The sequence below is a fragment of the Nocardia tenerifensis NBRC 101015 genome (assembly GCF_000308715.1).
In the GTDB taxonomy this organism is placed as follows: domain Bacteria; phylum Actinomycetota; class Actinomycetes; order Mycobacteriales; family Mycobacteriaceae; genus Nocardia; species Nocardia tenerifensis.
The window spans coordinates 1-19,724 of record NZ_BAGH01000421.1; the positions used below are offsets into that span (position 1 = coordinate 1).

Here is a 19,724-nt window from a genome sequence, read left to right on the forward strand (position 1 = left end):
TCCCCATCACGTGGCGACGGCTCACCCGCGCGGCGTCCTCGTCCCGGTCGTCGGATACTGGCTTTTCGGACACGCGACCTCCTGCGACGTCGGCGGTCGGTGACCGCGCGAAACGGATGTCATGCTCACGCCCGGTCCAGCTCGGGCGCGCCCATGGTAGCCGCGTTGACACTCGCTCCGGGGCAATGACAATGTGGGGGCCTTGATACCTCATACCGGCGGTTCCGCCGGTTCGGCCTAGGGAGATCCATCGATGAGTTCGCTCGCCGCCGGCGTGTTCATCGATTGGGAAGAGCTGACGGGCCAGTCCAAGTTCGTGGTCGATCTGGTGACGTTCCCGATCTTCAGCGCGCTGGCCGGCTGGCTGACCAACTGGACCGGCGTGCTGATGTTGTTCTGGCCGGAACGATTTCGCGGCGTCCGCATCCCGGGACTGCACCTGCTCTATCCGTACTTCCCGCGCCGGGTGCAGGTGCTGCCCACCTTCTCCGGCGACGGGCGCAGGCTCGGATTTCAGGGGTTCATTCCGGCGCGGGCGGAGAAGATGGCCAGCATCTGCGTGGACAAGGCGCTGATGCGGATCGGCAGCCCGCGCGACTTCATCCACGAACTCGACCTGGACGGCATCGCCGACTACGTCGCGGTGCTCGCCCGGAAGCAGGTGCAACCGCTGGTCGACGAGCTGATGAGCCGGGAGAACCCGGACCTGTGGCGGACAGTGCCGCGCGCGGCCAAGCAGATCATCTACCAGCGGGTTGATCGGGAGATGCCTGCGCTGTCACGGCGTGCGTTCGCCTCGCTCGGCGACAACGTCGACCAGCTCATCGACATCAAGAGCTTCGTCATCCGCTACCTGCAGGACAACCCGGGCATCCTCAAGGATCTGACCACCACGATCGCGGCGCCGGAGCTGCGCTTCATGGTCAGGATCGGCCTGCTCGGCGCGCCGTTCGGCCTGCTGCTGGCGCTGTATATGCATGTGCACCATCAGATTCCGGTGCTCGGCTGGGTGCCGGGCTGGGTGATCGTGCTGCTCGCCTCGGCGACGATCGGGGTGCTCGTCAACGTCATCGCGGTCAAGATGGTGTTCGAGCCGGGCGATCCGCAGCCCTGGTACAAGTACCTGTGGCAGCAGGCGCTGCTGGCCAAGCGGCAGCCGCAGGCGGCGACCGACCTCGCGCACATCCTGGCCTATCAGGTGCTCACCCTGCCGAACCTGTCGCGGGAGCTGCTCGACGGGCCCAACGGCGACAAGACCCGGCATCTGCTGGAGCGGCTCATCTCCGACGAGATCCACCGCCAGCTCGGCCCGACCACCTCGTTGGTGCGCGCCGCCCTCGGCCGCAGGCAGTTCGACAACCTCAAGGCGGGTGCGGCCGGCGCCGCCGTCGGGTTGGCGCCGAGCCTGGTGGAGGACGAGGAGTTCACGCTGGAGCAGGCCAAGACCATCGACGTGTTCGCGGCGCGCAAGCTTCGGCAGCTGACGCCGGGGGAGTTCATGGAGATGTTCTACGCGTCGGTCGAGCAGGACGCGTGGCTGCTGTACCTGCACGGCGCGGTGCTCGGACTGGTGGTCGGCGCCTCGCATCTGATCCTTTTCGGCTGGTAGACGAGCTTCGACCCGGCCGATCAAAATACAAGCACGCATGCTTGCATTTTTCTGTGGCCGCTGCGATGCTGAACCGGCGAGGGCACACGTGCCACCGATCGGTACCACGGCGTGCGCGTCGAGGCCCGTGGGCGCCGCCCGCGTGACCACGAAAGCGGCCGCGGGCGCCGCGATTAGACAGGGAACAGATGGCTGACCTCGAAGCGCTGCTCCAGGATTTCGCCGACGAGTGCGCGGACCTGGAACGAATCGTCACCCCGCTGCCCGCGGCCGACTGGTCGCTCGCCACCCCCGCGCCGGGCTGGACCATCGCCCACCAAATCGGGCATCTGGCCTGGACCGACGAGGTCGCGACGCTCGCCGCCGCCGACGGCGACGAGTTCCAGCGCCTGGTGATCGAGGCCGGGCCGCGCGCACTGACGTTCGTCGACGAGGCCGCCGAGGAGGCCGCGACCGTGCCGCCCGCGGACCTGCTCGATCGCTGGCACCGCGGCCGCAAGACGCTCACCGCGGCGCTGCGCGGCGTGCCGGCGGGCAGCAGACTGCCCTGGTTCGGGCCGCCGATGAGCGCGGCCTCGATGATCTCGGCCCGCATCATGGAGACCTGGGCGCACGGCCAGGACGTGGCCGACACCGTCGGCGTCACCCGCACCCCCACCGCGCGGCTGCGTACGGTGGCCCACATCGGCGTGCGCACCAGGAACTTCGCCTACTCCGTGCACGGAAAGACCCCGCCCGCAGCCGAATTCCGCGTCGAGCTGATCGCCCCCGACGGCGCAGCCTGGACCTGGGGTCCCGAGGACGCCGAGCAGAGCGTGACCGGACCCGCCCTGGATTTCTGCCTGCTGGTGACCCAGCGCCGCCACCCCGGCGATCTCGCGCTCACGACGGTCGGCCCGGACGCGGCCGAGTGGCTCACTCTCGCACAGGCTTTCGCGGGACCGACGGGAGCGGGCCGGGCCGCGGGTCAGTTCGCCTGAGCCGGGCCGCTGCGTTCGAGATCGGGTCGGCTCCCCTGAGACGGCAACGACGGCCGGATGCGTACATCCGGCCGTCGTCGACACCCGACCCGATCCAATAGTTTCGGGAGCGGGCGAGCGCCACACTTGGGTGCGCCGTTCGTGTCGGCCGGACGCCATTGGCCGGGTGTCTCGATGTGGCAGTCGAGGATGACGCTCGCCAGCTAGAGGTTTGTTTACCCGCCCGCGAGGTGTTGGAAACATCAACGACTCCGCGGATCGGCGTTTGTTACGACGACCCGGCCCGCGGTGTGATTCTGATCTCTCCGACGCGATACCCACCCGGCCCCCGCCGTAACCTGGACAACCGTACGGCTTTCAACGATGCGGGCCGGGCTGCCAGGGGGAGCAGGGGCGGAGGGAAGGAACGCATCGTGATCGAAAAGAAGCATGCTCAGATCGCTCGACACGCCGCGATCGTCCTCGCGGGTGTCGCCAGCCTCAGTCTTACCGTGGTCGCCGGTTCCTACGTGGTGCGTCAGATGGCCGACCTCGACCGGGTGTCCGGCGAACCCGCCGTGCCGCCCGCGCGGGCGATCGAGGAGCCCAGCGGTGAGACCGCGTGGGTAGACACCATGCTGACCGGCGGACACTTCGAGCTACCGGCGGTATCGCCGCGACCCGCGCGCGGACTCGTCGCGACGAGCCCGAAACCGGTTGATCCACAAGCCTTTCCGGCCGTGGCGCCGCTTCAGCGGCCGGCATCGGCTCCCGCGCCGCACCGCGAGACCGTCGGTGCGAACCTGCGGCTCGGCGACGCCTACGTCGACGCCGAGGTGGCCGGCGCGGGGACCGGTACGGTCGCGATCACCGTCGGCACCAACGCGCTCGACGTGCTGACCGGCAACCAGCAGACGCACCCCGAGCCCGCGAGCGGCACCCGGCTGCGCACCGAATTCGACACGCGCACCGGCGAAGTGGTGCTCCTGCTGACCGACCCGTCGCTCGGCGACCACGATCTGCACCTCAACCGGACCCCGGCCCCGAAGCCGCGGCCCGCGCCGAACCGCGCCTCCCCGCCGAATCAGGCATCCACACCGAACCAGGCCCCCACGCCGAACCAGGTGCCCACACCGAGCCAGGCCTCCACTCCCGAGCCGACGGATTCGGAACCGACACTGGCGGTGTGACTCTCGGCCTACTGTTCTCGATATGCCGGACAGTACGTACGACTTCTGCGTGATCGGCGGTGGCATCGTCGGGGTGGCGACGGCGCATCGAATCCTGCGACGCCACCCGGGTGCGACCCTCGTCCTGCTGGAGAAGGCGGGTGCCCTGGCCACCCATCAGACCGGGCACAACAGCGGGGTGATCCACTCCGGTATCTACTACCCGCCGGACAGTCTGAAGGCGCGGCTGTGCCGCCGAGGGGCGCGCTGGACCAAGGAGTTCGCTGCGGCACAAGGCATTCCGTTCGAGGTGTGCGGCAAGCTGCTGGTCGCCACCGACGCGGCCGAGCACCGCAGGATGCTGGCCCTGCACGAGCGCTCGGTCACCAACGGCGTGCAGGTCGAGCTGCTCGACGCCGCCGAGCTGCGCAGGCGCGAGCCGCGGGTGTCCGGTGTCGGCGCGCTGTTCGTGCCGGACACCGGCATCGTCGACTACACCGCGATCACGACCGCGCTCGCCGACGAGGTGCGGGCGGCGGGCGGGCGGCTGGTATTCGACGCCGAGGTCACCTCGCTCGCCGAGTCCGACGCCTCGGTCACCGCGGCGGGACCCGCCGGATCGTGGACGGCGCGGACGCTGGTGGTGTGCGCGGGCCTGCAGGCCGATCGGCTGGCGCGAATGGCCGGGCTGCGCAACGACTTTCGGATCGTCCCGTTCCGCGGCGAGTACTACCAGTTGCCGCCGGAGCGGGCCGGGCTGGTGCGCACGCTGATCTATCCGATCCCCGATCCCGCGCTGCCCTTCCTCGGGGTGCATCTGAGTCCGACCATCGACGGCGCGCTGACCGTCGGCCCGAACGCGGTACTCGGACTGTCCAGGGAGGGCTACCGCAAGGGCAGCGTCGACCTCGCGGACGCGCGGGCGATCCTCGGCTTCCCCGGCGTGCACCGGGTGGCGCTGGCGAACGTGCGCACCGGCGTGCGCGAACTGCGCAACTCGCTGTTCAAGCGCGGCTACCTGGCCGAGTGCCGGCGCTACTGTCCCGAACTGACCCTTGCCGATCTGCGGCCACGGGAGGCGGGCATCCGCGCTCAGGCGGTGCTGCGCGACGGAACGTTGGTGCACGACTTCATGATCGAGCGCACGCCGCGCTCGGTGCACGTCCTCAACGCGCCCTCGCCCGCGGCCACCTCGGCCATGCCGATCGCGGAGTACATCGTCGATCAACTCTGAACATATGGGCCGAAGAGGCTGGCACGTACCGCGAACAACCAAGCAACCGTCCGGTAGCAATGTGGAAACCCGGCTCACCGAATCTCGTGCATCCCCTCCAATAAAGAGGATTTCTGTAGTACTTTTAACGCCAGTCGTGGGACCCAGCGCCGTGAGCCACCGACCAGGAGGAGGCAGCTCGCGTACCACGCCAGGACGGTTCAGCCCGTCGATCTAGCAGGGGAGAGCCCATGGGCTACATCAAGTACGCGAGTGACGTCGGCGCACCGGTCGAGGTGGCCTTCACCTACACGGACAACCATCTGTTCGTGCCGGACTGGATGTTCGCGGTCGCCGACTTCGAGCCGGCGGGCGAGCTCGACTCGGGGATCGGCGCGACCTTCACGACCACCGCGCGATTAGGCCTCTGGCGCTCCACGATGACATGCGAGGTCACCGAGTATCGCCGCAACGTGGTGATCGGGTATACGCTGCGTGGGCGTTTGTCCGGGACCCTGACGCTGCGCTTCGATCCGCTCGGATACGGGCGGTCGGTGCTGACGTCCGAGGCGCGGTACTGCCCCCCGCGCGGTGTGCTCGGGCGGCTCTGCGCCGGTCTGGTGGATTCCGCCGTGAAATCGGCGCTCCGCCGCACCGAGTCCCAATTGCGAAGGGAGATAGAAGAATTCCACGGTACCGATCTTGTCGGTCGGATTGCGTAGGGTGCCAGCCATGATCATCGTGAGCACCGACGGATCCTGCCTCCGCAATCCCGGCGGCGCCATCGGCTGGGCTTGGGTCAATCATCAGGGCTCCTCGCACAGCGGCGGAGCGGCGTCCGGCACCAATCAGGTCGCGGAGCTACGCGCGGTACTGGAGGCGATTCTCGCCCATCCCGGTTCGGAACCTCTGCTGATCGAGAGCGACTCGCTCTACGCGATCAAGTGCGCGTCGGAGTGGATCTCCAGCTGGCGGCTCAACGGCTGGCGCACCTCGACCGGCGGCGCTGTGAAGAACGTCGAACTCATCCGGCAGATCGACAAGGCGATCGCCAGTAGGCCGGGCCCGGTCCGGTTCCGTTGGGTCCGTGGACATGTCGGCAACTACTTCAACGAGCAGGCCGACGCGCTTGCCGGTGAAGCGGCTCGGAAGGCCGCCGCGTGCGCGGCCGTCGCCGAGGCGAACACCGCGGAGATCCCCGCGGTGACTGTGGAGGAAACGCCGGCGGCGCCGGAAGCGCCGATCGACCAGGCCGCGGGGAAGGCGGCCGCGCCGTCGGCGCCGCAGGCTTTAACGCTGTTCTGATCCGTCGGCGAGAGACCGACCGCCCGAAAGACCTCCGGCGGTGGTGGCTCGGCCCACCGCCGGAGGCGCCCGGCGCTCGCTAGCGCGGAGCCTGCTGGTCGGTCGGGGCCGGCGCACCCGGGGTGGCGCCCGGTGCACCGGGGGCGGGGGCGGTCGGCGCGCCGGGCAGGCCGGTGCCCGCGCCCTTGAGCATCGGCGAATCGAGCTTCTCGACCAGCCACTTGTCGCCGGACTTGGTCAGCTGCGCGACCACGACGACGAACTGCCGCTCCGGCGTCGTCTGGGTGAAGTTGGTCCGGTAGTTCGTGAGCGTGACCAGAACCTTCGCCTCGTTCTTGTCACCGGATTGGTAACCACACTGCACATCATCGACCCAGGACTTCACCTGGGCCTGCACCATCGCGTCCTTGAGCGCCTTGGTCGCGTCGTCGAACTCCTTGAGGAACTCGCCGCTCGCCCCGGACTTCACCTTGGTGAAGTAGTCGTCGAGGTTCTTGCTGTAGTCGTAGACCGAGACGTCCTTGCCGAAGGTGCAGCCGGCCTGGGTCGAGTCCCGGATCGCGTCGAGCTTGTCGCCGCGGTCCTTGCCCTGCAGGAAGAACACCACGAGCGCGGTGATCGCCGCCACCGCGAGCACGCCGGCCACGAACGCGGCGATCAGCGGCGCCGAGGTGGACCGGCCCGCCTTGGCCGAGCTGCCCTTACCGGGATCAGCGGCCTCGGTCGCCTCGGCGGGAACCTTCTCATCCGCCTTCGGCGACGCGGTGGCGCCCTTGGACAGCTCTGGCTTCGCCGCGGCGGCGCCCTCGGCCTGCTCCGTAGCGCCGCCCCCGGTCACCGAGGTGTCCGCTGGGGTCTGGGCGTCTTTGTTGGTGTCGGCGTCGTCGGTGGACATCGATACAAACCTGCACTTTCCCGGCGCGCGGGCGCACCGATCGACTGACGGGCCCGCATCTCGGGCGAACCGTACGCGTTGTCTCGGCGAGTATGCCCGGACCCACGGTTTCGCCGCGGGACCGGGGCGACTCACCGTACCGGGGGCAGGGTCCGTTCGTTCGGATCCACACCCGGCGGCATGTGCGCGCCGTTGTTCGGCACATCGGGGCGCGGCGCGTTGGCCGCACCGCGAATCTCACTGCCAGGAGGCGGATTCTCACAGTAGTTCCACTTGGGAATCGAGCCGTCCTGGACGACCTCGTTGCGTATCTGCGGCGTGTTGTACGTGCAGTACGGCCGGGGCCAGATATCGATGATCGCGTGGAACTCACCGTCGTGCGCCGGCACCCCGAGCGCGTCGGCGCCGAGGGCGAGCGAGGGGAACAGCGCGCGCAGCGCGGGCAGGCGCAGCTGCGCGGCCTTGGTCATCGCCGCGAAGTTGGCCGCCAGGCTCGTGATCGGATCGCTCGTCTTGTCGATCACCGCGCCGAGACTGGTCAGCTGTCCCGGCGCCCGCTCGAGGACGCCCTGCAGCTCGGTGTTGGCCTTGTTGAACTGGTCGAACAACACGCCGGAGTTGCGGGTGAGGGTGCCGAGGTCGGGCTGGGCGTTGGAGGTCGTGTTCGCGATGGTGCGCAGGTTGGCGATCAGGTTCGTGGTCTGCGGCAGCAAGTTGTCGAAGCCGGCCATGGCCAGGCTGATGCCGTTCACCATGCCGCGCAGCTGATCCGGGCCGCCGCTGAGCGCGGTGTCCAGCTCACGCAGGATCACGCCGAACTTGTCCGGGTCGATCTGCGCGATGAGAGCGCTGGAGTTGTCCAGCACCGACCAGATCGGGGTCGGCGTCTTGATCTTGTCCGCGTCGAACTCGATGACCGCGCCGTCTCCGAGGAACGGCGCGTGATCGCTGCCGGGCCGGAAGTCGATGTACTGCTCGCCCGCGCCGGACAGCGCCTGCACTGAGATCGCCGTGTCGACGGGGATCTTGTACTTGGTGTCGATCTCGGCCGCCGCGGCGATGGCCTGCCCGCGGTCGGTCAGCTTTATCGAGGTCACCTTGCCGACCCGGTAGCCGCGCAGGGTCACGTCGTTGCCCGGCTGCAGCCCGCCCGAACGGTCCAGGTTCACCGTGACGGTGTAGCTGGACTTCAGCGGATTCACCCGCATGACACTGATCATCAGGTAGGCGGCGCCGACCACGAAGACCAGCACGAGCCCGATGGTCGACAGAACCAGCTTGTGCTGCATCAGTTTCGCCATCATCGGTGGCCCCCCTGCACTCGGTTCTGCACGATCTGCAGCACTTGGAGCAGGCTGCCCGTGAAGTCCTGGAGGTCGCGCAGGTCCTGCAGCCCGCCGTGCTGCGGGTCGGTCAGCGCGCTGATGTCGAGGTTGGTCGCGGTGGCGTAGACGGCGAAGCTCTTGCCGCGGAAGGTCGCGTCCACCTTGGGCCGGATCACCCGCAGTCGATCGAGCAGGATGCCGAGGTTGTCGCCGGTGTTGGCCAGGGCGTCCATCAGCTGATGGGTGTTGTCGAGCAGGCTGGCCAGCTGGTCGCTGGAGGTGTTCGCGTAGTCGCCCAGCGCGGCGCTGGTGGTCGACACCTTGGTGAGCAGATCGCCGATGGCCCGGTTGTTCTCGGCGATCGCGCCGATCATCTGCGGCAGCGTGTCGGCCACCTGGCCGAGCTCGCCGCGGCGGGCCTCGATGGTGTTGGCCAGCGCGCTGAACTCGTTGAGCACGCCGTCGACCTTGGCGCTGTTGTCGTTCAAACTGCCGACCACGCCGGTCATCTCGGTGATCAGGTGCGACAGCTGGCCGCCGCGGCCGCCGACGATCGAGTCCAGCTCGGAGGTCAGCTTGCTGAGGCTGGCGACGCCGCCGCCGTTGAACAGCATGGACACCGAGATCAGCAGCTGCTCGACGGTCGCGCCCGCGGAGGTGCGATCCAGACCGAGGGTGTCGCCGTCGTGCAGCATGGCCGCGCCCGGCTCGGTCTTCGGCTTGGACACCGCGACGAACACGTCGCCGAGCGGTGTCGCCTGGCGCAGCTCGGCGGTGCTGTCCTTGGGCAGCTCGATGTTCTTGCTGATGGTCAGGTCGACGACGGCCTGGAAGTTCTTGGTCCTGATATTGGAGACCACCCCGACATCGGAGCCGCCGATCTTCACCTTCGCCTGGTCGGGCAGGTTCAGCGCGTTCTCGAACACCGCGTGCACGGTGTAGGTCTCGCCGGAGACGCCCGGCTTGGGCAGCGGGAGCTTCTCCACCGTGAGACCGCAGCCGGAGGTGACGCCCACGCCTGCCACCGCGGCGACGGCGATCAGCGCGCGGCGTGCCTTGATCGTCATTCGGTACGTCATTTCGTCAGTCCGAGCAGCGCCGCGGTCAGACCGTAGTCGGGCCCGAAGTCCTGCATACTTCCGGTTCGGCAGCCGTCGGCCCGCATCTGCAGTCGCTCACAGAACAGACTCACCAGCTCCCCGCTGAGCGCCGTGCCGATCAGCGCGCTCAGCCGGACGTAGCCCTGCTCGCGGTTCATGATCCGGTCGACGTTCTGGAAAACCATCGGCGCCACGTCGACGATCTCGGTGAGGCCGTAGGCGTTGTCGCGCAGCTGCTGGGTGACGTTGGTCAGGCCGGAGAGGCTGCCGCCCAGCTGGTCCTGGTACTGCACCAGGGTGGTGCTGGTGTTGGCGAGGAAGTCGTTGATCTGCTTCAGCGTCGCCTCCAGGCCGGGGGCCTGCTCGGCGAGCAGGCCGGTCATCTGCGTCATCCGGTTGCTGAAGTCGCGCACCGACTGGTCGTTGTCGGCCAGCATCGTGGTCAGCTCGTTGAGCTTGATGATGATGTTGGAGACCGCGTCCTTGTTGTCGACGCCGACCTTCAGCGCGCCGGACAGCGCGTTGAGGGTGTCGCGCATCTTCTCGCCGTTGCCGTTCAGCATCGGGTACAGCACCCGGCCCGACAGCGGGCCGACGCCCTCGGTCCCCGGCTCCGGCTTGAGCGCCGCGGCGAACTGATCGATGGTCTTGATCATCGTGTCGAGCTCGACCGGCGTCTTGGTCTTGGCCAGCGGCAGGTGCGCGCCGTCGGGCAGGGTGTCGCCCGCGGTGTAGACGGGGGTGAGTTCGACGTGCCGGTCGGTGACGATGGACGGCGAGATGATCGCGGCCATCGCGTCTTTCGGGATCTTCACGTCGTTGTTGATCGACATGTGCACCTCGACGAAGGTGCCCTTCGGCACGATCTTCTCGACCTTGCCGACGTCGAGCCCGAGCACGGTGATCGGGTTGCCCTCGAAGATGCCCGCGATGTTCTCGAAGTCCGCGGTGATCTGGATGGTCTGGCCGAGCGCGTTGTGCACCGAGCTCGGCACCAGCGAGCAGCTGCCGACGCTCAACGCGGCGGCGCCGACCATGAGCGTCTTGGCGATGGTCCGTACCTTGGCGGCCTTGGGGAAGGTCATCCCTGGCACCCCTCTACGACTTGAGCGAAGCACAACCAGTTGTCCGGGAAGAGCCACGGCAGCCCGACGCTGCCGTACGGTCCGTTGCCACCCCAGGAGTTCGCGAGGTAGCGCACCGTCGGCGGCATCAGCGACAGCAGGCGGTCCAGGTTCTCCTTGTTCTTCTGCAGACCCTCGGACATCGTGTTCAGCTGCTGGATGGTCGGGCCGAGCTGATTGTCGTTCTGGGCGCCGATCTCCTGCAGCTGCTTGGTCAGCGACGCGACATTGTCGAGCAGCTGGCGCAGCAGCGCCTGACGTTCCATCACCCGGTTGGCGATGGCCTCGCCCTGGGTGATCACCAGCAGCACGCTGTTGCGGTTGTCGCCGAGGATCTGGGTGACCCGGTTCAGATCCTTGAGCAGGCTGTCGACCTCGGTCTTGCGGGTGTCCATCACCTTGGCCAGCGCGCCGACGCTGTCCAGCGCCTGCGCGATCAGCTGCGGCGAGTCGCCCATCTGCTGATTGATCAGGTTCAGCGACCCGGACAGCTTCTTGGTGTCGAGCGCCTCGAACTTCGGCGTGCCCTCCTGCACCACGTCGGCCAGGTTGTACGGAACCGAGGTGTTGGACTTCGGGATTCGGCCGCCCTTCAGACCGGAGCCGTCGCCGGGGTCGAGGTCGACGTACCGGGCGCCGAGCAGCGTGGCCATCTTGATGGTGGCGTGCGCGTCGGGACCGAGCTTCACACCGTTGTCGACGCTGAGCGTCAGCAACACGTGGTCACCCTCGAGCTTCGCGCCGTCCACCCGGCCGCTGGTCACGCCCGCGACGTTGACCCGGTCGCCGACCTTGATACCTGCGGCCTGCACGAACTCGGCCTTGACCGTCTGCTCCCCGACGCCGACCAGCTTGACCAGGCTCGACGCGAGCAGCAGCACCACGATCAGGGCGCCGCCGATGATGCCGAGCCAGAAGTATCGATTGGCGGCGAAGCGTTGCTTCATCTTCGTCATCATGGGCGGCACACCGCCGAGTGCGAGGTGCCACCGATCTGCGAGAACAGACCGCGCGGGAACAGCACGCCGTAGAGCGAGACGTCCAGGCCGCACAGGTAGGCGTTGGCGTAGCCGCCCTCGGAGGTGTGCCGGCCGGCCGCCGAGATGACGTGGGGCAGGTCGATCGCGGCCTGGTCCAGCTTGGCGCCGTTGGCGAGCAGCAGGGTCAGCGCGGCGCTGGTGGAGTTCTGGGCGGCCTGCAGCTTCGGCTGGATCTTGCCCATCATGTCGACCAGCGAACTGGTCGCGTCGGCGATCTGCACCGTCGAACTCTGCAGCGACTGGCCCTGCTCGTACAACCCGCCGATCAAGGCCCGGGTCTGGGTCACCAGGGTCTCCAATTCATCACCTCGTCTGGCCAACCCCGACATCACGCCGGAGAGGTTGGCGATCACGTCGGACAGGATCGCGTCGCGCCGCTGGAAGTCGGTGGCCAGCTGGGCGGCCTGAACGATGAACGCGCTCAACGAGACTCCGTCGCCCTGCAGGGCCTGGATGAACGTCTCCGAGAGCCGGTTCACCTGCTCGGGCTGCAACGCCTGGAACAGCGGCTGAAAACCGTTGAGCAGGCCCGAGACGTCGAACGACGGCTCGGTGCGCTCCAGCGGGATCGACGCGTTGTTCTTCAGCTGCGCCGGGCTGGACGACTTGCCCGGCGCCAGCGCCACATACCGCTGGCCGATCAGGTTCTGGTAGCGGACAAGGGCTTTGGTGTCGTCATAGAGGGTTTGATCCCGCTGCACGACGAAGGTCACCTTGGCGACTTGCTTCTTGGACTTCGCGTCCCTGGTCAGCTCGATCTTGTCGATCTTGCCGACCCGCACGCCCGCCATCCGGACGTCGTCGCCCTCGTGCAGGCCGAGCACGTCGGAGAAGGTCGCCGAGTAGGTGTTGGTGTCACCGTCGACGATGCGCGCCAACGTATTCCACACGACGACCGTGACGAGCACCGAGACGATCGCGAAGATCCCGAAGCCGATCAGAGGCTTACGTATGCTCATCGACTCACCCGATTTCCGGCCACATGCATGGTCCCGCCCTTCAAAATCGAGCTCAGCAGCAGATATTCGGCGGTAGTCGGTTGACGGCCGAGCAGGGCGGGGATCGCCTCGTCGCCACGGTAGGAGATCTCACCCGCGGACGGCGTGCCCGCGGGCGCGGCGGCCGGGGCAGGCGCGGGGGCCTGCGGTTGACCGAGGCCGGGCAGCATCGGGAACAGACCCTCCAGCGGAGTGCCCGCGAACGGACGCGGCGCGCCCGGCACGAGACCCTCGACCGGCCGTGCGTCCGGCATGGTGACGCCGGGGATCAGGGGCAGACCGGGCATCGGCGCCACCGGCGGCAGTCCGGCCGCCGACTCGAGCGCCTTCGGCCGCAGGTTCTCCGGCAGCGGCGGCAGCTCGTTCACCGCGGGGGCGGTGGCGCAGCTCGGCCCGGCCAGCTCGCCGTAGCGGGGGCAGTCGGCCACCGTGTACGGCTTGTACGGGGTGAGGGTGATGCCCGCGTTCCAGCGCTGCTGTTGCTGCGGGCCCCAGGTGAAGGTGGAGTCCATCCGTCGGGTCATCTCGCTGAGATTCAGGATCGCCCGGGTGATCGCGGTGGGGTCGGCGGCCACCGCGCCGAACATGTCGCTGGTGCCCGTGGTGACCTGCTTGCCGATGTCGCCGTTGCGGGCGAACAGGTCGTTCACGGTGTCGACCGTGCCGCCCGTGCCGGTGATCAGCGCGACGAGCTCACTGCGCCGGTCGGCGATGGTGCGCGCGGTCTGCACGGAGGTGCCGAGCACGTCGAGCAGCTCCGGCGAGGATTCGTTCAGCGCGTGGAACGAGCTGGAGAAGTCGCCGAGCAGCACGCCGAGGTTCGGGATGGAGTCATCGACCGATTGCAGCCAGCGATCGAACCGATCGACGGTCGAGCCCGGCATCCGGCCGCTGCCGTCGAGGGCCTGGGACAGCGTGCCGAGCACGCGGCCGAACTGCACCGGGTCGATCCGGTCGAGGATGTTGCGCACCGTGGTGAGCGTGTCCTGCAGCGCGAGAGTGCCTTTGCTGCGGTCCTCCTCGATGACCGAGCCCTCGTGCAGGTACTGATCGGCCGGTCCGTTGAAGACGAGCTCCACCGAGGTGACGGCGAACAGGTTGCTCGGCACCACCCTGGCGGTGACGTTGGCCGGGACGCCCTTGGCGAACTCCGGCTTCACCTCGATCCGCACCTTCTGCAGCTCGCCCTTCGCGGCGACCTCGACGTCCTTGACCGCGCCGACGAGCACGCCGCGGAACTTGACGTCGGCCTGCGCGGGCAGCCCGTCGCCGGTGGTGGTGAGGTTCGCCGTGACGTTCACCTTCTCGACGAAGTAGCCCTGGTACCGCGCCGTCAGAAAGCCGAGGACGAGCGCGAGCACGATCAGGCCCGCCGCGCCGGCGAAGAGCAACTGACGCATGGTGGGTCCACGCCCACTGGGATCGATGATCATCTGGTGCTACCCCGAGATCCTGATGCCGGGGTTGATGCCCCAGATCGCCAAAGTCATGAACAGGTTCGCGAAGACGACCGCGATGATGCACACCTTGATCGCCCGCCCGGCCGCGACGCCGACGCCCTCGGGACCGCCCGAGGCGAAGAAGCCGTAGTAGCACTGGATGAACGTGGTGATCGCGACGAACAGGATCGCTTTGAGCAACGAGTAGATCACGTCCGTCGGCACCAGGAATTGATAGAAGTAGTGCTGGTAGGTGCCGCTCGCGGTGCCGCCGATCAGCTGCACGGTCAGCGAGCAGGAGATGTAGGCCATGGCCAGGCCCAGGCAGTACAGCGGGATGATGGCGACCATGGCCGCGAACATCCTGGTGCTGATCAGGTAGGGCAGCGGGCGGATCGCGATCGACTCGAGCGCGTCGATCTCCTCGGAGATGCGCATGGCGCCGAGCTGCGCGGTGAACCGGCAGCCCGCCTGGGCGGCGAAGGCGATCGTCGCGAGCAGCGGGCCGAGCTCACGGGTGGTGGCGAACGCGGAGATGGCGCCGGTGATCGGGCTGAGGCCGAGCAGGTTCAGCGAGTTGTAGCCCTGGATGCCGACGGTCATCCCGCCGAACGCGCTGAGGATGACCACGACGCCGATGGTGCCGCCGCCGACGACCAGGTTCCCGTTGCCCCAGGTGACGTCGGAGAGCAGCCGCCACACTTCCTTGGGATAGTGCTTGAGCGCCAACGGGATCGAGCCGATGGAGCGCAGCAGGAAGAACACCTGATGGCCCAGCCTGGCGAGCAGATCGACCGGCGCGTTCGCGGTTTTGCGTAGCTGCTGGAACGGCCGCAGCAGCGGGGGAACATATGTCGACGACACTCAGACCACCTGTGACGGGAACAGCGCGTTGTACACCTGGGTGATGACGAGATTCACGCCGAACAACATGATGGCGGAACTCACCACCGCGGAATTCACCGCGTTGGCCACGCCACCGGGGCCACCGCGGGCGTTCAAACCGTTGTCGCAGGCGATGATTGCGGCGAGCAGACCGAAAATCAGCGATTTGACAAGGGCGACAAGGAGATCGGTAGTAACCGCGAACGACGAGAACGTGCCGATGTAGGAACCGGGCGTACCGTTCTGCGCGAAAATATTGAAGATGTAACCGGTCAGGAATCCGACGAAAACGACGAATCCGCACAGCAACACACTGACCAGCATGGCCGCGCCGAGCCGGGGGGCAACCAGCCTGCGCATCGGATCCACGCCCATCACCTTCATGGCGTCGATCTCCTCCCGGATGGTGCGGGAGCCGAGGTCGGCGCACACCGCGGAGCCGACGGCGCCGGCGATCATCAGCGAGGTGACGAGGGGAGCGCCCTGCTGAATGATGCCGAGGCCGTTGGCCGCGCCGATGAACGAGGTCGCGCCGACCTGCCCGGCGATCGAGCCGACCTGGATGGAGACGATCACCCCGATCGGCACGGCGACCAGCAGCGTCGGCGCCGCCGACACGCTGGCCATGAACGCGCACTGGCGCACGAACTCGTTGAAGGGGAAGCGCCGCCGGAAGATGGCGACGAACAGTTCGGCCACCGCCGCGATCCCCATGGTGATCTGACGGCCGAAGGTCTCCAGCGAGGCCTTCGGGTGATCCGCCCAGTAACCCTTGGTCCAATCGACCGCATCACTCATCCGAGATCCCGTTGGCGGACTCTTGGTCGACTGCACTGGCTAACCCCTCTCGACGCCGGTTGGCTGCCCCGACGACTTGTTTGCTTGACGCACCTTACTACGTAGTAAGCCAGAACACACCACCCTCCTGTGATTGCAGTCATAGACCTCGGTCACTGCGGTCTAAAAGCAGTGGCGAAGCCTTCCGACATTGGGTCACAGCCCAAAACGCGGGGTAGATGTTCTGGTCCAAGTTACAGCTCAGCTGGGCGAATCGGCCGCCCACAGACGATCATCGCACTGCTTTATACGGAACGAATTCATTCAAAATAGCAATTGTTTGCGACCCCAAAGGCGGCGAGCTGTACTACTGTTCGAGTACAAACAGGAACCGGACAACACCCATTTCCATAGCTTGTCGCTATTATTACGAATAAGAGACAAAATGGCTCTTATGTCGAAAATGGGGTTAAGGCTCGCCCGCGTCGGACACCCCTAGTAGATGACGCGCCCGGACCCGAATCCTGCCACGATGGGTGCGACAGATTGATATCGTGCGGGCTTCCGACGTCTGGAGGGACATGTTCAGCAAACTCGCCAAGGTGGCCAATGCCGCCTTCGCCGTAGCCCTCGGTGCGGCGCTACTCGGGACGGGCGCGGGGGCCGCTCAGGCCGAGCCGGGCCCGCCGGTCGTGGGCGGCGGTTCCGGCATCATCATCGACAACCAATTCGAATGCACCGTCACCACCGTCGGTCACGACAACGCGGGGCGGCTCGTCGGCCTGACCGCGGGCCACTGCGGTGATCCAGGGGCAGAGGTTTTCGCTGAATCCAACCGCGGCGCAGGCGTGATCGGCCGGTTCGTCTACTCCAACCACGATCTCGACTACGCCGTCATCCAATTCGAGCCGGGCCGGATCGTCCCGGTGAACCGGGTCGGCAACGTCACCATCACCGGCCTCGGCGCGCCGGCGGCGTTCCCGATGATCGTGTGCAAGGAGGGCCGGACCACCGGCAACACCTGCGGTATCAGCTGGGGCGACGTCTTCGGGTCGAACATGGAGACCTGGAGCCAGATGTGCGTGGTGGAGGGCGATTCCGGCGCGCCTGTCGTCGTCGGCACCACCCTGGTCGGCATGGTGAACGCCTACCTCGCCCTGGCCTGCTTCGGCCCCGAGGTCGGCACCAACATGAGCGCGATCATGGACGACATCAACGCCCGCGGCGGCGTCGGTGCGGGGTTCCTGCCCATCTGATCCGGACGCAGCGCGAAAACTGAATGCAGTCGAAAGATGAGCGGGCCCGGCGCCCGCTCATTTTTCTTTGGCGGCAGGCGTTTCCGACGCGAGGGGAGCCAGCGCGGGACCGCCCGCGGCGGCGCACTGCGGAAGACAGTCGACGCTGTCCATGACCGGGGTGTGCCGCGGTGGGCGCAACAGGGCCGCCGCCAGCACCGCGCCCGCCAGCAGCAGGCCGACGCAGATCCACATGGCGGTGCCGAAGCCATGGTGGAAGGCGACTGGATCGCCCAGTGCCCCGGAGATTCCGGCGAGGCCGGGCAGGGCCGCGACCGCGAGCAACTGCGCGGTGCGCGCGACGGCGTTGTTCACCCCCGAGGCGATGCCCGCCTCGCTGGACGGCACCGCGCCGAGCACGGCGCCGGTGAGCGGGGCGACCAGTGCCGCGAGCCCGAATCCGAAGACGAGCACCCCGGGCAGCACATCGGTGAGGTACACGGTGTCCGGCCCGATCCGCAGCAGCAGCACCAGTCCGACCGCGGCCAGCAACGGACCCGCCGTCATCGGGATGCGCGGGCCGTGCACCTGCGCCCAGCGTCCGGCGGGGGCCGAGAGCACCAGCATGATCAGGGTGATCGGGACCGTCGCCACCCCCGACATCAGCGGTGAATACCCGGCCACCAGTTGCAATTCCAGGATGAGAAGGAAGAAGACGCCGCCTAAAGCCGCATACACCGCCAGGGTCACCAGGTTCGCGGCGGTGAAGACGCGGGAGGCGAACAAGACCGGCGGAACGAGGGCGTGGTCGCTGCGCATCTCTATTACTACGAACGCGGCCAGCAGCAGCACGCCAGCCACGCTCAACAGCGGCATGGTCTCGATCAAACCGAAGGTCAGCGCGCCCAGCGCGAGCGCGACCACCAGGGCGCCCGGCACGTCCAGCCGGGTCGTGGCATTCGGATCATGGCTCTCCGGCACGTGTTTCAGCGCGACGAGCACCACGATCAGGGTGAGCGGCACATTGATGAAGAAGATCGAGCGCCAGCCGGCCAGCTCGATCAGCCAGCCGCCGAGGAACGGCCCGAGCGCGCCCGCCACCCCGCCGAAGCCCGACCACAGGCCGATCGCCGCGCCCTGATCGCGCCGATCGATGGACGAGGAGATCAGCGCGAGACTGCCGGGCGTCAGCATGGCCCCCGCGACACCCTGCAGGATGCGCGCGAACACCAGCATCTCGATGTTCACGGCCGCGCCGCACAGCACAGAGGCCAGCGCGAAACCGATGGTGCCCCAGACGAACACCTTGCGCCGGCCGAGACGGTCGCCGAGTGAGCCGCCGAGCAGAATGAACGAGGCCAGGGTCAGCGTGTACCCGTTCAACGTCCATTGCAGCCCGGCCACGTCGGTGTCCAGCGACTCCCCGATCCGGGGCAACGCGATGTTCACGACGGTCGCGTCGAGCGAGGCCACCGAGGAGCCGAGGATGGTCGCCAGCAGAATCCAGCGTCCGGTGGCGGATTTCAGCCGGGGAAGATCAGTCGCGCTCACCGGCCCAACTTAGCCGCCGGACGCCCGATCTCCGGGGAGTTCACCTCTGGGCGGAAAGTGTCACAGCTCCTGCACGCAGACGACGAAGTGGCGCTGCTCGTAGACGTATCCCGTGCCGCTGCCGCAGACGTTCACGTCGTCGGCGTTGTCCACTCGCTTGACCACCTTGACGCCCTTGACCGGCGACGCGCCGACGCAGTCGATCCGCTTGGGGTCGTCCCCGCCGACGTCCATGCAGCCGCCGACGACCCAGTCGATGTCGAGGCAGTACGCGCCCTGCTCGATGCCGTTGAGGGTCTCGGCGTAGTAGTTGTCGGCGTCGCCCACGCACTGTGAACTCTTGGGCGCCTTGCCGATCACCTTGTAGTTCGCCGCGCGGCTGCCGCACGACGCCTTCGCGATGGTGGCGTTGGAGGTGGTGCCGCCGAGCGTGACGCAGTCGCCCTCGTTGGCCTGGAAGTCGGTGTTGCCGCCCTTGCTCGTCGGCGTCGGCTTGCCGCTGGTGGGCCTGCCCGACGACGGCTTCGGCGTGCTGGTGATAGAGACCGCGTTGATGGTGCCGTTGTTCACCTCGGGCTGCGCGTGACCGCTGACGGTGGAACTACAGCCGACCAGCGCGAGCGCGGCCGCCGCGACGAATGTCGTGAACACGACACGACCCCAGGTCAGTTGACCAGACACGAAACAGTCCTCCCGAGCTGTCACGCTCCGAACTCACGCCCCCGTAAGAATCCGAAGTATAGAAAATATAGCTGTGCTTGCGAATACACGCCATGCATACACCATCGACCGCGCACACGTCGACTCGACCGTGGAAGCGCGGCCGCAGCAACTGATCTGAGTACAGTGGGGTTTCAGAGTTCGAGAGGAGTCGCCGGTGAAGCTGATCAGCGTGATCGTCTGCTCGGCCGCCGCGGTGGTCACCCCTCTCTGGTTGCCCGCCGTGGCATCAGCTACCGATGCGCACTGCACCTCGGCGAACGGAACCGACATCACGGTCATCGACGGGCGCACCGCGTGTCGCGCCGTCACCGACCTGCGCGGGCAGGCCCGATCGCTCGGCATCGACGGCGTCGGCTACGCGAACGCCACCGGCGCGG

The 19,724-nt window shown here is 67.5% G+C and carries 19 protein-coding genes; 8 read left to right on the forward strand and 11 right to left on the reverse strand.

Annotation, left to right across the window (positions count from 1 at the left end):
- Positions 1-253 precede the first annotated feature (253 nt).
- From ON39_RS33415 to ON39_RS33440, 6 genes are all read left to right on the forward strand, one after another.
- The gene (locus ON39_RS33415; protein WP_040740187.1) at positions 254-1,609 is read left to right on the forward strand and encodes a DUF445 domain-containing protein; all 1,356 of its coding nucleotides are present in this window, start codon (positions 254-256) and stop codon (positions 1,607-1,609) included.
- A 188-nt stretch (positions 1,610-1,797) separates the two neighbouring features.
- A complete protein-coding gene (locus ON39_RS33420) occupies positions 1,798-2,589 on the forward strand; it encodes a TIGR03084 family metal-binding protein (RefSeq protein ID WP_040740188.1) in 792 nt (263 codons plus the stop codon).
- Between the two features lie 413 nt (positions 2,590-3,002).
- Positions 3,003-3,758, forward strand: coding sequence for a hypothetical protein (locus ON39_RS33425; RefSeq protein ID WP_040740189.1), 756 nt, complete (start codon positions 3,003-3,005; stop codon positions 3,756-3,758).
- Between the two features lie 22 nt (positions 3,759-3,780).
- The gene (gene lhgD, locus ON39_RS33430) at positions 3,781-4,971 is read left to right on the forward strand and encodes an L-2-hydroxyglutarate dehydrogenase (protein WP_040740191.1); all 1,191 of its coding nucleotides are present in this window, start codon (positions 3,781-3,783) and stop codon (positions 4,969-4,971) included.
- Positions 4,972-5,201: 230 nt separating this feature from the next.
- A complete protein-coding gene (locus ON39_RS33435) occupies positions 5,202-5,672 on the forward strand; it encodes an SRPBCC family protein (protein ID WP_040740192.1) in 471 nt (156 codons plus the stop codon).
- Between the two features lie 10 nt (positions 5,673-5,682).
- Complete coding sequence (locus ON39_RS33440) at positions 5,683-6,255, forward strand: ribonuclease H family protein (protein WP_040740194.1); 573 nt, start codon at positions 5,683-5,685, stop codon at positions 6,253-6,255.
- 79 nt (positions 6,256-6,334) lie between these two features.
- On the opposite strand, the gene ON39_RS33445 is transcribed toward ON39_RS33440, so the two are convergent.
- From ON39_RS33445 to ON39_RS33485, 9 genes are all read right to left on the reverse strand, one after another.
- On the reverse strand, positions 6,335-7,150 hold the full coding sequence (locus ON39_RS33445; protein WP_040740195.1) for a hypothetical protein: 816 nt from the start codon (positions 7,148-7,150) through the stop codon (positions 6,335-6,337).
- 131 nt (positions 7,151-7,281) lie between these two features.
- Complete coding sequence (locus ON39_RS33450) at positions 7,282-8,454, reverse strand: MlaD family protein (RefSeq protein ID WP_040740196.1); 1,173 nt, start codon at positions 8,452-8,454, stop codon at positions 7,282-7,284.
- Positions 8,451-9,542, reverse strand: a complete 1,092-nt coding sequence (locus tag ON39_RS33455; protein ID WP_040740213.1) for an MCE family protein — start codon at positions 9,540-9,542, stop codon at positions 8,451-8,453. The genes ON39_RS33450 and ON39_RS33455 overlap by 4 nt, the downstream gene beginning before the upstream one ends.
- A gap of 8 nt (positions 9,543-9,550) precedes the next feature.
- On the reverse strand, positions 9,551-10,660 hold the full coding sequence (locus tag ON39_RS33460) for an MlaD family protein (protein WP_040740198.1): 1,110 nt from the start codon (positions 10,658-10,660) through the stop codon (positions 9,551-9,553).
- Complete coding sequence (locus tag ON39_RS33465; protein ID WP_040740199.1) at positions 10,657-11,655, reverse strand: MCE family protein; 999 nt, start codon at positions 11,653-11,655, stop codon at positions 10,657-10,659. The genes ON39_RS33460 and ON39_RS33465 overlap by 4 nt, the downstream gene beginning before the upstream one ends.
- Complete coding sequence (locus tag ON39_RS33470; protein ID WP_040740201.1) at positions 11,655-12,698, reverse strand: MCE family protein; 1,044 nt, start codon at positions 12,696-12,698, stop codon at positions 11,655-11,657. The genes ON39_RS33465 and ON39_RS33470 overlap by 1 nt, the downstream gene beginning before the upstream one ends.
- Positions 12,695-14,170, reverse strand: a complete 1,476-nt coding sequence (locus ON39_RS33475; RefSeq protein WP_040740203.1) for an MlaD family protein — start codon at positions 14,168-14,170, stop codon at positions 12,695-12,697. Before ON39_RS33475 ends, ON39_RS33470 begins: the two co-directional genes overlap by 4 nt.
- A gap of 6 nt (positions 14,171-14,176) precedes the next feature.
- Positions 14,177-15,040, reverse strand: a complete 864-nt coding sequence (locus tag ON39_RS33480; protein WP_040740205.1) for an ABC transporter permease — start codon at positions 15,038-15,040, stop codon at positions 14,177-14,179.
- Positions 15,041-15,859 (reverse strand): MlaE family ABC transporter permease, encoded by an 819-nt coding sequence (locus ON39_RS33485; RefSeq protein ID WP_174412598.1) that lies wholly within the window; start codon positions 15,857-15,859, stop codon positions 15,041-15,043.
- 560 nt (positions 15,860-16,419) lie between these two features.
- On the opposite strand from ON39_RS33485, the gene ON39_RS33490 reads away from it, so the two are divergent.
- Positions 16,420-17,094, forward strand: coding sequence for a chymotrypsin family serine protease (locus tag ON39_RS33490; RefSeq protein WP_040740208.1), 675 nt, complete (start codon positions 16,420-16,422; stop codon positions 17,092-17,094).
- 57 nt (positions 17,095-17,151) lie between these two features.
- Here the strand turns inward: ON39_RS33490 and ON39_RS33495 are convergent, their stop codons facing one another.
- Entirely contained in the window at positions 17,152-18,624 is a 1,473-nt protein-coding gene (locus tag ON39_RS33495; RefSeq protein ID WP_040740210.1) for a DHA2 family efflux MFS transporter permease subunit, read from the reverse strand.
- Between the two features lie 60 nt (positions 18,625-18,684).
- Positions 18,685-19,305, reverse strand: a complete 621-nt coding sequence (gene lppU / locus ON39_RS33500; protein WP_051187444.1) for an LppU family putative lipoprotein — start codon at positions 19,303-19,305, stop codon at positions 18,685-18,687.
- A gap of 196 nt (positions 19,306-19,501) precedes the next feature.
- Between lppU and ON39_RS33505 the strand changes: the two genes are divergently transcribed.
- A partial coding sequence (locus ON39_RS33505; protein ID WP_040740212.1) for a DUF6764 family protein occupies positions 19,502-19,724 on the forward strand: 223 nt, incomplete at its 3' end.

What these genes read in the sequence shown, in the direction of transcription:
- ON39_RS33445 (WP_040740195.1), bottom strand. Translation starts at nt 7,150, where the DNA reads ATGTCCACCGACGACGCCGACACCAACAAAGACGCCCAGACCCCAGCG.
- ON39_RS33450 (WP_040740196.1), bottom strand. Translation starts at nt 8,454, where the DNA reads ATGATGGCGAAACTGATGCAGCACAAGCTGGTTCTGTCGACCATCGGG.
- ON39_RS33470 (WP_040740201.1), bottom strand. Translation starts at nt 12,698, where the DNA reads ATGAGCATACGTAAGCCTCTGATCGGCTTCGGGATCTTCGCGATCGTC.
- ON39_RS33485 (WP_174412598.1), bottom strand. Translation starts at nt 15,859, where the DNA reads ATGAGTGATGCGGTCGATTGGACCAAGGGTTACTGGGCGGATCACCCG.
- lhgD (WP_040740191.1), top strand. Translation starts at nt 3,781, where the DNA reads ATGCCGGACAGTACGTACGACTTCTGCGTGATCGGCGGTGGCATCGTC.
- ON39_RS33440 (WP_040740194.1), top strand. Translation starts at nt 5,683, where the DNA reads ATGATCATCGTGAGCACCGACGGATCCTGCCTCCGCAATCCCGGCGGC.
- ON39_RS33475 (WP_040740203.1), bottom strand. Translation starts at nt 14,170, where the DNA reads ATGATCATCGATCCCAGTGGGCGTGGACCCACCATGCGTCAGTTGCTC.
- ON39_RS33415 (WP_040740187.1), top strand. Translation starts at nt 254, where the DNA reads ATGAGTTCGCTCGCCGCCGGCGTGTTCATCGATTGGGAAGAGCTGACG.
- ON39_RS33490 (WP_040740208.1), top strand. Translation starts at nt 16,420, where the DNA reads ATGTTCAGCAAACTCGCCAAGGTGGCCAATGCCGCCTTCGCCGTAGCC.
- ON39_RS33435 (WP_040740192.1), top strand. Translation starts at nt 5,202, where the DNA reads ATGGGCTACATCAAGTACGCGAGTGACGTCGGCGCACCGGTCGAGGTG.
- ON39_RS33465 (WP_040740199.1), bottom strand. Translation starts at nt 11,655, where the DNA reads ATGACGAAGATGAAGCAACGCTTCGCCGCCAATCGATACTTCTGGCTC.
- ON39_RS33460 (WP_040740198.1), bottom strand. Translation starts at nt 10,660, where the DNA reads ATGACCTTCCCCAAGGCCGCCAAGGTACGGACCATCGCCAAGACGCTC.
- ON39_RS33420 (WP_040740188.1), top strand. Translation starts at nt 1,798, where the DNA reads ATGGCTGACCTCGAAGCGCTGCTCCAGGATTTCGCCGACGAGTGCGCG.
- ON39_RS33455 (WP_040740213.1), bottom strand. Translation starts at nt 9,542, where the DNA reads ATGACGATCAAGGCACGCCGCGCGCTGATCGCCGTCGCCGCGGTGGCA.